Origin of the sequence: Salinarimonas ramus, assembly GCF_014645695.1 — a bacterium.
GTDB lineage: Bacteria > Pseudomonadota > Alphaproteobacteria > Rhizobiales > Beijerinckiaceae > Salinarimonas > Salinarimonas ramus.
In genome coordinates this window covers 62,796-75,372 of the sequence record NZ_BMMF01000012.1, presented here as the reverse complement: position 1 = coordinate 75,372, position 12,577 = coordinate 62,796, and the positions used below count along the sequence as shown (strand labels likewise).

General features: G+C 70.8%; 13 protein-coding genes. All 13 read right to left on the bottom strand.

Annotation, left to right across the window (positions count from 1 at the left end; translation table 11 throughout):
• Positions 1–49: 49 nt before the first annotated feature.
• Positions 50–1,249, bottom strand: a complete 1,200-nt coding sequence (locus tag IEX89_RS18645) for a cell wall hydrolase (protein WP_244645570.1) — start codon at positions 1,247–1,249, stop codon at positions 50–52.
• A 275-nt stretch (positions 1,250–1,524) separates the two neighbouring features.
• Positions 1,525–2,274: a helix-hairpin-helix domain-containing protein gene (locus IEX89_RS24695; protein WP_188914767.1), complete on the bottom strand. Its 750-nt coding sequence runs from the start codon at positions 2,272–2,274 to the stop codon at positions 1,525–1,527.
• Between the two features lie 175 nt (positions 2,275–2,449).
• Complete coding sequence (gene pufC / locus IEX89_RS18635; protein WP_188914766.1) at positions 2,450–3,544, bottom strand: photosynthetic reaction center cytochrome PufC; 1,095 nt, start codon at positions 3,542–3,544, stop codon at positions 2,450–2,452.
• On the bottom strand, positions 3,541–4,515 hold the full coding sequence (pufM, locus tag IEX89_RS18630; protein WP_188914765.1) for a photosynthetic reaction center subunit M: 975 nt from the start codon (positions 4,513–4,515) through the stop codon (positions 3,541–3,543). The genes pufC and pufM overlap by 4 nt, the downstream gene beginning before the upstream one ends.
• Positions 4,516–4,528: 13 nt before the next feature.
• Positions 4,529–5,356 (bottom strand): photosynthetic reaction center subunit L, encoded by an 828-nt coding sequence (gene pufL, locus IEX89_RS18625; RefSeq protein ID WP_188914764.1) that lies wholly within the window; start codon positions 5,354–5,356, stop codon positions 4,529–4,531.
• Between the two features lie 139 nt (positions 5,357–5,495).
• Positions 5,496–5,678 (bottom strand): light-harvesting antenna LH1, alpha subunit, encoded by a 183-nt coding sequence (gene pufA, locus IEX89_RS18620; protein ID WP_188914763.1) that lies wholly within the window; start codon positions 5,676–5,678, stop codon positions 5,496–5,498.
• Between the two features lie 10 nt (positions 5,679–5,688).
• On the bottom strand, positions 5,689–5,919 hold the full coding sequence (gene pufB / locus IEX89_RS18615) for a light-harvesting antenna LH1, beta subunit (protein WP_188914762.1): 231 nt from the start codon (positions 5,917–5,919) through the stop codon (positions 5,689–5,691).
• A gap of 228 nt (positions 5,920–6,147) precedes the next feature.
• On the bottom strand, positions 6,148–6,411 hold the full coding sequence (locus IEX89_RS18610; protein ID WP_244645569.1) for a hypothetical protein: 264 nt from the start codon (positions 6,409–6,411) through the stop codon (positions 6,148–6,150).
• Complete coding sequence (gene bchZ / locus IEX89_RS18605) at positions 6,408–7,859, bottom strand: chlorophyllide a reductase subunit Z (protein WP_188914761.1); 1,452 nt, start codon at positions 7,857–7,859, stop codon at positions 6,408–6,410. Before bchZ ends, IEX89_RS18610 begins: the two co-directional genes overlap by 4 nt.
• Positions 7,859–9,445 (bottom strand): chlorophyllide a reductase subunit Y, encoded by a 1,587-nt coding sequence (bchY, locus tag IEX89_RS18600; RefSeq protein ID WP_188914760.1) that lies wholly within the window; start codon positions 9,443–9,445, stop codon positions 7,859–7,861. The genes bchZ and bchY overlap by 1 nt, the downstream gene beginning before the upstream one ends.
• A gap of 10 nt (positions 9,446–9,455) precedes the next feature.
• Complete coding sequence (locus tag IEX89_RS18595; RefSeq protein ID WP_188914759.1) at positions 9,456–10,397, bottom strand: chlorophyllide a reductase iron protein subunit X; 942 nt, start codon at positions 10,395–10,397, stop codon at positions 9,456–9,458.
• Positions 10,394–11,350, bottom strand: coding sequence for a chlorophyll synthesis pathway protein BchC (gene bchC, locus IEX89_RS18590; protein ID WP_188914758.1), 957 nt, complete (start codon positions 11,348–11,350; stop codon positions 10,394–10,396). Before bchC ends, IEX89_RS18595 begins: the two co-directional genes overlap by 4 nt.
• A gap of 116 nt (positions 11,351–11,466) precedes the next feature.
• On the bottom strand, positions 11,467–12,576 hold the full coding sequence (locus IEX89_RS18585) for a methyltransferase (RefSeq protein WP_188914757.1): 1,110 nt from the start codon (positions 12,574–12,576) through the stop codon (positions 11,467–11,469).
• Position 12,577: the final 1 nt, after the last annotated feature.

The window sequence follows — 12,577 nt, the reverse complement described above, 5'->3', positions numbered from 1 at the left end:
GGGCATGCGGCGAAGTCGAGCGGCGGGGCTCGACCGGGAGGTCCGCCGCTCACCGCTGCCCCGGCCGGAGCTGGTAGAAGATGTGCCGGCCGATCGTGTCGGCGTGGCGCAGGCGGCTCGCCCAGCGGGGGCGGACGTAGTCCGCGTGATAATGCGTGGCGTTGCCGACAGCCGCGAGATAGGTCTCGCCCTCCAGCACCGCGGCCGCGATGCGCCGCGCCCGCTCCCACGCCGCCGGCTCCGTGATGCGCAGGCTCTTGCCTTCGCAGGTGAACGTGAACTGGCAGGCGAGGTGGCGGTGGCTGTTCTGGAAGACGACGCCGCAGATCGTGTTCGGGTAGAGCGGCGACTTCACGCGGTTGAGCACGACCTGCGCCACCGCGGCCTGGCCCTCCTGCGGCTCGGAGCGCGCCTCGAAGTACACGGCCTGCTCGAGGCAGCGGCGCTCGCGGGCGAGGTGGGCGGGGTCGACGAGATCGAGGAAGCGCGGCGCGCCCGCCATGATCGCGGCGGGCAGCGACACGGGCGCCGCTGCGACCTCGACCGGCGACCAGGAACGCGCCGACGGCGTCGAGGAGGCGAGCGAGGCGGCGCGCGCGACGTTCGGCGTCGCGCCCTCGCGCGCCTCCGCGTAGCCGTGGGCGAGGCCGCGGCCGGTCGAGCCCTGCGCCGCAGCGGCCGGCGAGGGCACGGCCGTGGCGATCTCGGTGGTGCGGGTCGCATGGCGCTCGAACGTGCCGGCGGTGACGACGAGGATGGGCATCGCCTCCCCGTGCACGAGGCGCTCGGGCGGCAGGCGGCCGGAGTCGGGTGCGAGCAGCGAGGGGCCCGACGCGTCGAGGCTCGCGCCGAGGCGGCTCAACGACAGCGGCACGGCGCCCTCGGGATCGCCCTTGGCAACGCGATTCGGCACGGCCGGCGCGAGATCGTCGGGGAGCGGCTTCGCCTCCGCGCGCGGCGCGGCGGAACGGTCGGGGTCGAGCCCGCCCTCGGCGAAGCGCGTCGCGCCCATCAGGACGTCGCCCGACAGCCGCCCCGCGAGGTCGCCGGCGACCGGTGCGACGAGGAGGCCGCGATCGACGAGGCGTTCGGCCGGGCGCGGCGTCTCGATGGAGCGTCCGGCCTCGATGTTCACGCCCGCCGTCGCAGTGAACGACACGAGCAGGCCCGCGCCGAGCGCCCAGGGGGCGGCGGTGGCGCAGATCCAGCGCATCCGATCGAGCTTGCGGGGGCGGCGGCGCAGACGCACGGCTTGAACTCCACATTCGACCGACGAGCCGCCTCGTCGGTCCCTGCAGGTTCGCGCGATCGGGTTGAGGATGGGTTAACCGTGCCGAGAGCCGCGCGCCGCGCGTTGCGGTGGCGCCACACCGCGGCGTCGACGACGCTCGACGTGCGAACGCCGCCGGCTCGGGGCCGACGGCGTCGCGTATCCGTCCATGCAGCTGGTTCGGTCGTCGCGGCGGGGCGTCCCGTCACGGTGGACGCCGCCCGCGAAATTCGCGGTCGGGCCGCGATCGATGGTTATGCGGTGGAGCTCGTGGCCGCGGACGCCTCCGCCGTGGCGTCGCTGGTCGTCGCGAGGGCGCGGGCCTGGGTGACCCAGTCCTCGCGCTCGATGCGTCCGGGGAAGGCGAGATAGGCGCCGACCCAGCGCACCTGAGCCTCGTCCCAGGCGGCGATCTGGTCGAAATGGTAGATGCCGAGCCCGTTGAGCTTCTTCTCGTTCGTGGGCCCGATGCCGTTGATCCGCTTGAGATCGTCCGCCTCGCCGCGCGGGGCCTCGAGCGTGGGCGGGCGGGTGCCGACGTCGTCGGCCTGCACCTCGGCCGTCCCCGTGGCGGGCGCGGGATCCGCCGGCTCGGCGGGCCCCTCGTCGTTGGCGGGGGTGGGGGTGGGTGCGGAAGCAGGTGCCGGGGCGGTGACGGGATCCGGTCCCGCGCCTTCGGTGCGCACGGCGTGGAAGCCGTGGATCGTCGCCGGCATCTCGGGAGAGTATGGGCTCTCCCAGCCGCCGTAGACGTAGGAGCCCACGCTCGTCGCCGAGGGCTCGAGCCCGCCGGAGGCCGCACGCTCGCGCGCCACGTCCTTCCACATCACGTAGTCGACGACCCCGACCGTGATCCCGCCCATGATCAGGACGAGGAGCCCCGAGCCGAGATTGCCGAGCCCGGCGACGATGCTCGCCGCCGCCACGTAAGCGAGCATCGCGAGGACGGCAGCGGCCGCACCCTTCGGCAGCTTTCCGCCACTGTCGACGATGGTCATGATCATGCCGCGCTCCCCTCTGTTCCGGCGCCGTCTGTCCCGGCCGCCCTCACCTGACGCAACACCCACGAACTCCGATACTCGCCGAGGCGCGCCTCGGATCACCGTCTCGCGCCGCCCCGGCTCGACGGTCGCGGCCCCTCGGGGGCCCGCGACCGCCGTGCGCGGGATCGGCGCGCGGTCACTGGCTCGTCGCCGCCGGCATCGCCATGGGCGGGTCCTGCAGCTCGGGCGGGCCGTATTGCGCGAGCGAGGGATAGTCGACCAGCATCTCGTACCCGTAGAGCGGCTTGTAGGCGCCCTGATGGCACGTGGCGCAATTGGCCTTCGGGGCGTCGCCCGTGGGCCCGAGCCGGATGGCCGGATACTCGTTCTGCAGCGGGTTCAGGTAGTCCGCGTTGAGCTCCGAGACCATGCGGATGCCGTGCCAGGCGGTCGTGCGCTGCACCGGGCTCTGCTCCCAGTCCGAGAAGGCTCGGCTGTTGTGGCAGAAGGTGCAGTTCACGCCCAGCGACGTCGACATGTGCATCATGAGCGAATAGGTCCACTCGGTCTGCTTGATCGACGTGCGGTTCCCGTTCGGCAGCGCCTCGAGGCCCGCCACCCGGATGCTCGAACCCGGATCCTCCTCGAGGAAGGTGACGAACGGGTCGAAGGGCAGCGAGGACAGGCCGGCGGCGGTCGCCGGCATGTTCTGGCCCGCCGGGTTGCCGACGAGGCCGGTGGTGCGCCACTGGCCCGGATCGAGGAACCAGATGTTGTCCGGCACGGGCTGGCCGCGGTGGCAGGTGTAGCAGGTCACCCCCGTGGGCGCGACGTGCTGGTCCCACTCCTGGTTCACCGTCATGGTCATCTGGATCATGCGGCGCGCCACGCGCTTGGTGTAGAGGCTGTCGGAGGACAGCTCCTCACCTTCCGCGTGGCAGTACAGGCAGCCCTGCTCCTCGGGCGCGACCCAGGTCGTGATGGCGAGCATCAAGCGGTTGAAGTCGCTCACGTCGAGATGACCGAGGACCTGGACGTTGTCGTAGATCTCCGAGGCGACGAGGCCCGCCGGCTCGATGACCGGCTCCGGCTCGGGGAAGCTCGTCTGCGCCACCTGGTTCGCGAGCGAGACCTGGTTGTAGATCTGCACCATCCCGTTGCCGCGATAGCCGACCTGGACGCTCTCCGTGTCCGGCCATTCGAAGGTGGAGACGATCCCGACCCCGACCACGGCGGCGACGGCGCCGCCGAGCCCGAGCCAGAAGTTGCTCCAAGCGTAGCGCTCGCTCATTGCCCACCTCCAATCAGGGTCGGGTCGGGAAGGATCGGGTACGCGACGGGGGTGGGGGGCGCGACGCCGTGCTTGACGGCCCACAGGTACCAATTGTCGACGACCGTGCCCGTGAGCAGGATGCCGATACCGCCGGTGATCGGGGTGAGCACCGCGAACCACCACGCCCAGCGGTGGATCGATTCCGCCGTGGCGCAGAAGCCCATGGTCCAGCGCCAGAACAGGCCGCCGCGCTCGAAGGCCGTGCCGCGATCGACGATCTGCTCGACCTCGTGCTCGGCGCCGTAGCGGGTCGTCGCGAGCACGGTCGCGCCGTGCATGGCGAAGAGCAGCGTCGAGCCGTAGAGGAAGACGATCGAAAGCGCGTGGAACGGGTTGTAGAACAGGTTCCCGTAGCGGATCGAGAACGCGGCCGTCCAGTCGAGGTGCGGGAAGATGCCGAAGGGCACCGCCTCGCCCCAGGAGCCCATCATGATCGGCCGGATGAAGCCGAGCACGAGATAGAGCCAGATCGCCGCCGCGAAGGCCCAGGCGATGTGCGTGCCCATGCCGAGCATGCGCGCCCGCCGATAGACCCGCAGCCACCACAGCAGGATGGAGGCCGTGAGGAAGAAGCCCGCGAGCAGCCACCAGCCGCCCTCGTTGAGCGGCGGCAGCGAGAGCCCGTAGGCCGGCGCCGGCGGCTCGAGCGCGAGCCAGGGCAATTGCCGGACGAACTCGATCGGGTTCCAGTTCACCGAGGCCCACATGTTGAGCCCGATGATCTCGATGGCGATGAAGCCGCAAAGCAGCGAGGCGAGCCCGAGCCAGCCGAGATAGACCGGCCCGACCTGCGCGTCGCCGAAGCGCCCCAGGAGATGGCTGTACCCGGTCTCGTGCGAGCGCACCCAAGGTCCCCGGGCGATCGGCACGCCCGCATAGGCGGGACCGCGCACCTGGACCTGCGTGAAGATGTTCTGATAGTCGGCCATGTCGAGACCTCCCTCACGACCAGATCGGAAGGTTGAGCCACCAGCCCCACCATTCCGGCCAGCCGCGGCTCCAGAAGGGGCCGCTGATGATGATGCACACCGCGCTCCAGAAACCGGCTGAGAGCGCCAGGAACAGCCCCAGGCGATGGATGCCCAGCGTCCCGATCGACCAGCCGATGATGTCGCGGAAATAGGTGTTCTCGTGCTCGGCCGTCTTCACCACCCGGTCGTTCTTGGGCGGGTTGGCGGCGGAGAGCACGAGGCCGCCGTGCATCGACAGCGCCAGCGTCGTGGTGAAGAAGAACGTCACCGCGATCATGTGCGCCGGGTTGTAGTGGAAGTGCAGGTACTGGTAGCCGACGTTCGACACCCAATCGAGATGGCTGAAAATCCCGTAGGGGAACCCGTGACCCCAGGCGCCGAGCAGCACCGGGCGGATCACGACGAGCGAGAAATAGGCGAAGACGGCGACGGAGAAGGCGACGGGCACGTGGTAGCCCATGCCGAGCTTGCGCGCGATCTCGGCCTGGCGGCCGACCCAGGAGCCGAAGGCCCCGAGCGCGCAGATGGTGATGAGCTGCCAGAGCCCGCCCTCCTTGAGGGGAGCGAAGCCGAGGCCGTAGCTCAGGTCCGGCGGATCGATGGAGATCTGCCAGATGTTCCAGGTGGGGCCGATGGCGGCCCCGTAGACGATCAGGCCGGTCCCCAGGACCGAGAAGAAGATCGTCGTGACGCCGAAGAAGCCCACGTAGAACGGGCCGACCCAGAAGTCGAAGAGATCTCCCCCGATCAGGGTCCCGCCGCGGACGCGGTACTTCTTCTCGAAGCTGAGCATGGACATTGGTTGGTCCCCCAATCCGGGAGGTGTCGAGCATGAGGAGCCGCCGCACGCGGGCGCGGCGGCTGCAGCGAGCGGGGCGGGACCCGTGACGATCCCGTCCCGCTCGCGACGGCTCAGGGAGCAGCCCCCGAGCCCGGCTTCAGCCGGGCATCGGAGAGTTCTGGGGCACCTCGATCACCGCCGCCGCCCGCGGTCCCTCGAGCCAGTTGAACCGGTCCGTGGACAGCAGGATGAAGTGGATCAGAAGAGCCAGCGTGAACAGGAACGTGAAGAGCGCGATCAGCGTGCGACGCGGATCGAACAGCAACCAAACTCGCCACATGGTGACCTCCTTACCCGATCATCGGGGTGATGGACGTGATCAGCTGCGTCGCGTTGTCGAGCGCGGCGTAGCCATCGGCGCCGGGGAGCCACGGACGCCACATCCAGGCGAGGATGTGGGCGATCAGGGCGATCACGGTGAAGGCGATGAAGCTCGACATGAAGATCGAGTGGAACTCCTTCGCCTCGCCTTCCGTGAGGCCCGTGAGCGTGCCCCTGACGGGTGTCGTCGACTCTGCCATTGGGAACCTCCTGGTCATGAGTCTTCTCTCGGCCGCGAACAGTCCCGCGGCCTCGGATGCCGCGGGCTCACCCCGCGGCTGACCTCCGTCGGCGTCGGAAGACGTCGGCGGAATTCGGTGTCGCTAGAGGGCCTTTCGACCTGATGAGATCAGGTCGGCCGCTCCAGCGATTCCTCTTTGGAGCATCATCTCGTCCACCAACCGGATTCCACTTGGTGGGATGATGCTCTAGCCCATGAAGGCCAGCGGGACGGCGCGGCAGGCGGCGGCCTTCGCCTCCTCCCAGACCGAGCCGGGCTTCGTCTCCGAGGCCGCGCGCCTGCGCGGGACGAGGCGCGAGGCGACCTCGAGAACGAGGAAAAAAGGGATGATCCCGGCGAGGATCAGCCGGTATTCGAGCGCGTCGCCCTTGCGGGCGGCCAGGACCGCGCGGCGCGCCGAGATCGGCGCCCCGTCGCTCGTCGCGACGTCGAACGTGTCCATCGTCGTCATGCCAGCTCTCCTTCTCCGAGGGCGGCGCGCGCTCGCACGAGCCGCTCCGTTGAAACCTCGTCCTCGCCGGCCCGGCGGGCCTCGCGCTCCGCGGCGTCCCGAAGGCGCTTGGCCGCCGAGATGCGGGTGAGGACGGGAAAATCGTCGACCAGTCGGTCGAGCATCTGCTTGGCGCCGCGCTCCCAGGGGAGCGGGCGCTCGAGCCGCGAGGGCGTCGCCTCGACACGGTCGAGGTCGGTGCCCAACGGCAGGATGTGGAAGAGCGCGTCGAAGAGCGCGTTGCAGACCTCCTGGACGAGGTAGGTCGCGCCCGCGTAGCCCATGAAGGGCGTGCCCGTGTGGCGGCGCACGATGGCGCCCGGGAAGCTCGCCGGAATGAAGGCCGCGCGCGACCCCTTCTCGGCGAGATACATGCGCTCATTGTAGGAGCCGAGCATCACGAGAGGCGTCTTCTCGTGGCAGAGGCGGCGCACTTCCTCGTTGTCGGTCTTCGTGCCCGGACGCCGCTCCACCGCGAAGGCGCAGGGCAGGCCCATGTCCTCCTCGAGGAAGCGGCTGATGCCGCGGGCATAGGTCTCGTTGGCCACGATCGCGAAGCTCGCGGTCGCGAAGAAATCCTGCGTCACCGAGCGCCAGAGATCCCAGATCGGCTTGATCGTGGTGTGCTTCTCGCGCGCGATGAAGGGCTCGGGATCGAGCCCGAGCTGGGCGCCGAGCGCCCGCAGGAAGGCGGTCGTCGCGGTGAGCCCGATCGGCGCCATCAGCCACGGCCGCTCCAACGCCTCGCACAGGAGCCGCCCGTATTCGCGGTGGAGGCAGACGTTGACCTGCGCCTCCGAGAGCCTGGGCACGTCCGCCACGTGGGAGCCCAGGGGGAAGGTCATGTTGACCTCCGCCCCGATGCCCTCGATCAGCCGGCGGATCTCGGCGAGATCCGACCAGGTGTTGAAGGTCCCGTAGATCGGCCCGACGATGTTGACCTTGGGCTTCTGGCCCTCCGCCACGGGCTTGGCCGGCTTGACCTTCTTTGGCCCGAACTCGCGCCACAGCCAGAGCATCGCGCGGTTGGCGCTCTGCCATTGGTCCTCGTCGATGGTGCGCGGCAGGAAGCGTTTGATGTTGGTGCCTTCCGGCGTCACGCCGCCGCCGATCATCTCGGAGATCGAGCCCGTGACGACGACCGCCGGGAGATCCGGGTCGAGCGTCTCGTGCGCGCGGCGCATGGCGGCTTCGGTGCCGGTCTGGCCGAGCTCCTCCTCGCCGAGCCCGGTGACGACGACGGGCAGCTCGTGCGGGGGCAGCGCGTCCGTGTAGTGCAGCACCGCCGTGACCGGCAGGTTCTCGCAGCCCACCGGGCCGTCGATGACGACCTGCAGGCCCTTGATCGCCGTGAAGACGTAGACCGAGCCCCAATAGCCCCCGGCGCGATCGTGATCGAGGACGAGCATCAGATCATCTCCCCGGTCGGCGTCTGCGCCTGGGCGCGCTGGCGCTGGAGCGCGGCGCGCTGCTTGGCGTAGCGCTCGCGATAGCCGGGGCGCGAGATCGGCTCGCCCTCCCAGATGCCGGCGGCGTCGCCCTCCCCGACCCCTTCGAAGAAGGCCTTCATGCCGTCCATCCGGGCCCGGCCGGCGATGGCGGCGTTGACGACCTGGGCGAGCGAGCCCGCGCCGGCGGCGCCCATCAGCGGGCGCGCGGAGATGAGGTTCGTGAAGTAGAGGGCCGGGATGCCCTGGGCCTTGGCCTTCTGCACCAGCGGCGTCGTGCCGACCGCGAGGTCCGGGCGGTGGTAGTCCATCGCCGAGAGATCGTCCTCGAGGGAGGCGCGGAAGCGCACGACGACGCCGCGGGCCTCGAGCCATTCGCGATCGGCGTCCGACCAGCGCGTGCGCGGGCAGGCGGTGCCGACATAGGGCACGTGCGCGCCGCTCTCGACGAGGAGGCGCGCGACGAGGAGCTCCGAGCCCTCGTAGCCCGACAGCGTGATCTTGCCCGTGATCGGCTTGGCCGCGAGCGCGGCCTCGACAGCCGGCAGCGCCTGAGCCTTGGCGGCCTCGATCCGCTCGGGATCGACCCCGGCCGCGCGGCCGATCGCCTCGAGCCAGGCCGCCGTGCCGTCGCGGCCCACGGGCGCGGAGCCGACGACCGGGCGGCCCGCCGCCTCGAGCTCGCGGATGCTCGCGGTGTAGAAGGGGTGGATCGCCGCCGCCACCGTGCCGTCGAGCGCGGCGTAGAGCTCGCGCCATTCGCGGGTCGGTACGACGGGCCCCGCCGCGAGGCCCATGGGCGCGAGGAGCGCGTCGATCGTCATCGGGTCGACGGGGAACATCTCGCCGATCAGCGTCACGGTCGGGAGGTCGGCGCGCCCGCCGCGGGGCGCCTGGACCGGGCCGCGCTCGGCCTCGGTGCGGGCGAAGCGCAGCATGGCGCCGGCGAGCACGTCCTTGGCCTCCGCATGCGTCGGCACGCCGAAGCCCGGCACGTCGATGCCGACGATGCGCACGCCGTTGATCGTCTTGGGCAGGATCTGCAGCGGCACGCCCGAGGCGGTGGGGACGCACAGGTTCGTCACCACGATGGCGTCGTACTTGTCCGGGTCCGCCATCGCGTGGACGGCGTCACGGATGTCCTCGAAGAGCTTGCCGGTGACGAGGGATTCGGAGTCGAAGGGCACGTAGCCCACCGTCCGCTTGGCGCCGTAGAAGTGCGAGGTGAAGGTCAGCCCGTAGACGCAGCACGCCGAGCCCGAGAGGATCGTCGCCGTGCGGCGCATGCGCAGCCCCACGCGCAGCGAGCCGAAGGCCGGGCACATCGATTGCGGCTGGTCGTGCGGGCCCTTGGGATAATCGGCCGCGTATTGCTCGAGCGTCTCGGACTTGCCGGCCGCGCGCGCCGCCGCACGCATGGTCTGCGCACCGCCGTGGCAGCCGCTCTCGGCCGGCGCGGTGTCCGGCGTGGCCTTCGCGGCGGGGCGATCCACGCTCGCGATCAGCGTCGTGGTACGGGGGCGGATATCGTCGGCGGTCGTCGTCATGGTGCGCCCCTCAGCCGTCGTAGACGATTTCGAGGGAGGGCTTCGTCACCGCATCGCGCCCGCACATGTCCTCGAAGGAGGCGGGCTCGAGCACGACGCCGCGGCCGACGTCCTGGGACTTGAACAGGTCGAGCAGGCCCTCCGGCGAGAGCGGCGTGGGATGCAGCGGCGGCGCTTCCGCGACCGCGAGGCCGAGCTCGGCGAAGAGCGGGCCCCAGGCGCTCTCGGGGCGCCCGATGATCTCGTAGTTCGCGCTCTTGCGGCGGATGTCCTCGTTTGCGGGGATCGCCGCGAGGACCGGGATGCCGACCGATTGCGCGAAGGCCTGCGCCTCACCCGTGCCGTCGTCCTTGTTGATGACGAGGCCCGCGACGCCCACGTTGCCGCCGAGCTTGCGGAAATATTCCACCGCCGAGCAGACGTTGTTGGCGACGTAGAGCGATTGCAGGTCGTTCGACCCGACGACGATGACCTTCTGGCACATGTCGCGGGCGATCGGCAGGCCGAAGCCGCCGCAGACCACGTCGCCCAGGAAGTCGAGCAGGACGTAGTCGAAGCCCCATTCGTGGAAGCCGAGCTTCTCGAGCAGCTCGAAGCCGTGGATGATTCCGCGCCCGCCGCAGCCGCGCCCGACCTCCGGCCCGCCGAGCTCCATGGCGAAGACGCCGTCGCGCTTGAAGCAGACGTCGGAGATCGAGATGTCCTCGCCCGCGAGCTTCTTCTTCGAGGAGGTCTCGATGATGGTCGGGCAGGCCTTGCCGCCGAAGAGCAGCGAGGTCGTGTCGCTCTTGGGGTCGCAGCCGATCAGCAGCACGCGCTTGCCCTGCTGGGCCATCATGTAGCTGAGGTTGGCCAGCGTGAAGCTCTTGCCGATGCCGCCCTTGCCGTAGATCGCGATGATCTGCGTCTCGCGTTCGGGGCGCGCGCCTTCGACGGGGGTGATCGCATTCATGCGGTTCGGCTCCAGTCCAGGATCATCTTCAGGCACGAGGCGTCCTCGAAGGCGGTGCGGTAGGCCCGCCCCACGTCCTCGGCCGCTTCGCGATGGGTGATCAGGCCGTCGAGGACGAGCGCTCCCGAGGCGACGGCCGCGACCGTGGCATCGAGATCCGCACGCTGCCATTCGGCGGCGACGCGGATGCGTGCCTCCCTCATGAAGGCCGGGGGAAACGAGAAGGAGAGCGGCTCGGCGTAGAAGCCCGCGAGCACGACCTCGCCCCGCGGCGCCAGGCGCGCGATCAGGGTGTCGAGGAGGTTCGCGTCGCCGCTCACGTCGACGATGGTGCGGTAGTCGCGCCGCTCGTCGGCGGAGGGATGGGTAACGGCGTAGCCCGTCGCACCCTCCGCCCGCACGGGATTGGTCTCCCATACGGTCGGGGCGTGGCCGCGCATCGCGCCGATGCGGGCGACGAGACGCCCGAGCGCGCCGTGGCCGACGACGAGATCCGGCGCCGTGCCGGCGATCTCGACGGCGTGCCAGGCGGTGGCGGCGAGCGCCAGCAGCGTGGCCTGGGCGAGCCCGTCGGGCCGATCGAGGAAGGCGTCGGGCAGCGGCACGAGGCGGGCGCCGGGGCTGACGATTCGCGAAGCGGAGCCGCCGAAGAGGCCGCGGATCGGCCCGTAGCAGCGCGCGCCGGGAACGTAGACCCCCTGCCCCAACGAGAGCCCGCTGTGCGGGCCGGCCTCGACCACACGGCCGACCGATTCGTAGCCGGGCACCAGCGGGTAGCCCATGCCCGGGAAGCTCGGCATGCGGCCGGTGTAGAGCATCCGCTCCGTACCGGTGGAAATTCCGGAGAAGGCGATCTCGACGACCGCGTCCTCGGGGCCGGCGGCGTCCAGCGCGACGGTCTCGAGGCTCAGCCGCTCGGGCTCGTGGAGGATCACGGCTCTCGTCGTCGACATCGCTCGGCCCTCCCTGTTCGCGCCTTTTCCTTGTGCATGTCAATCTAGGCTGACAGTCTTGCTTGTCAATCTAAACTAACACCCGATGCGGCTTCTCCTGACCTCTTTTTGCCGTGTCACACTGTGGCCACGAGAACGCTCGCGACGAGCGGGACGCGGGTCTTCACGAAGCGGGTGGAGGCGAAGCCGGCCTCGCGCGCCATGGCCGCGTTCTCGGGCGGCGTGCGCGGCCGGCCGGAGCCCATCGCGTAGAGATACAGGCCGAAATAGGCCTGCGTGACCGCCTGCGCGCCCGGCGTCCCGGACATCGGCTCGCCGATGATCGCGACACCGCCGGGCGGGAGGGCGGCGCGCACGGCCTCGAGGATCGCCAGCGCCTGGGCGTCGTCGTGGTCGTGGAGGATGCGCACGAGGGAAATCGCGTCCGCGCCCTCCGGCAGCGGATCGGCGAACATGTCCCCGCCGATCGCCTCGATTCGGTCGCCGAGCCCGTCGGCGGCGAATCGGGCGCTCGCCGCCCGTGCCACCGGCGGCAGGTCGAACAGGACGAGCCGCGTCTTCGGCGCCCGCGCCGCCGCCGCGCGCAGGAAGGCGCCGGCGCCGCCGCCCACGTCCATCAGCGTGGCGTGGCGCGAGACGTCGTAGGCGTCGAGGATCTGGCGCGCCACCATGGGCTGCGATGCGGCCATGAGATCGGTGTAGGCGCCCACCGCCTCGTCCGCGAGGGCGGCGGGATCGGCGGCGCGAGCATAGGCCCAGTAGCGCGCGAGCGCGCCGCCACCCGGCCCACGCGCGAGGCAGGCGACGGGGTCGGCGAGATCCTCGTAGAGGAGCGGATGATGCAGCGCCATCGGCGCGACCGCGGGATTGCCGAGCACCGCCGCGCCGTGGGGCCCGAGCCCGATGCGCCCGCGCGAGCGCGGCTGCAGGAGCCCGATGGCGCAGGCCGCGTCGAGGAGGCGCCTCGCGCCCTCCTCCGGCAGGCCCGTGCGTGCGGCGATCTCGGCGGGCGTCAGCGGGTTGCCGCGCAGCGTCTCGAAGAGGTCGAGCCGCAGGCAGGCGAGCAGCGTCTGCGTGTAGACGAAGCCCGCCACGATGTCGAAGAGGGCCGACGCCCGCCGCCGGGCGATGCCGCGCGTCGGCGCGAAGCGCTCGGCGAAGGCCTGGAAGCGCTCGCTCGAGACGAGACGATCGCGCAGCGCGAGCACGAGATCGGGCGGGCGCATG

Excerpts from the sequence above, each read along its gene's own strand:
- IEX89_RS24695 (WP_188914767.1), bottom strand. The coding sequence starts at position 2,274 with ATGATCATGACCATCGTCGACAGTGGCGGAAAGCTGCCGAAGGGTGCG.
- pufC (WP_188914766.1), bottom strand. The coding sequence starts at position 3,544 with ATGAGCGAGCGCTACGCTTGGAGCAACTTCTGGCTCGGGCTCGGCGGC.
- pufM (WP_188914765.1), bottom strand. The coding sequence starts at position 4,515 with ATGGCCGACTATCAGAACATCTTCACGCAGGTCCAGGTGCGCGGTCCC.
- pufL (WP_188914764.1), bottom strand. The coding sequence starts at position 5,356 with ATGTCCATGCTCAGCTTCGAGAAGAAGTACCGCGTCCGCGGCGGGACC.
- pufA (WP_188914763.1), bottom strand. The coding sequence starts at position 5,678 with ATGTGGCGAGTTTGGTTGCTGTTCGATCCGCGTCGCACGCTGATCGCG.
- pufB (WP_188914762.1), bottom strand. The coding sequence starts at position 5,919 with ATGGCAGAGTCGACGACACCCGTCAGGGGCACGCTCACGGGCCTCACG.
- IEX89_RS18610 (WP_244645569.1), bottom strand. The coding sequence starts at position 6,411 with ATGACGACGATGGACACGTTCGACGTCGCGACGAGCGACGGGGCGCCG.
- bchZ (WP_188914761.1), bottom strand. The coding sequence starts at position 7,859 with ATGCTCGTCCTCGATCACGATCGCGCCGGGGGCTATTGGGGCTCGGTC.
- bchY (WP_188914760.1), bottom strand. The coding sequence starts at position 9,445 with ATGACGACGACCGCCGACGATATCCGCCCCCGTACCACGACGCTGATC.
- IEX89_RS18595 (WP_188914759.1), bottom strand. The coding sequence starts at position 10,397 with ATGAATGCGATCACCCCCGTCGAAGGCGCGCGCCCCGAACGCGAGACG.
- bchC (WP_188914758.1), bottom strand. The coding sequence starts at position 11,350 with ATGTCGACGACGAGAGCCGTGATCCTCCACGAGCCCGAGCGGCTGAGC.
- IEX89_RS18585 (WP_188914757.1), bottom strand. The coding sequence starts at position 12,576 with ATGCGCCCGCCCGATCTCGTGCTCGCGCTGCGCGATCGTCTCGTCTCG.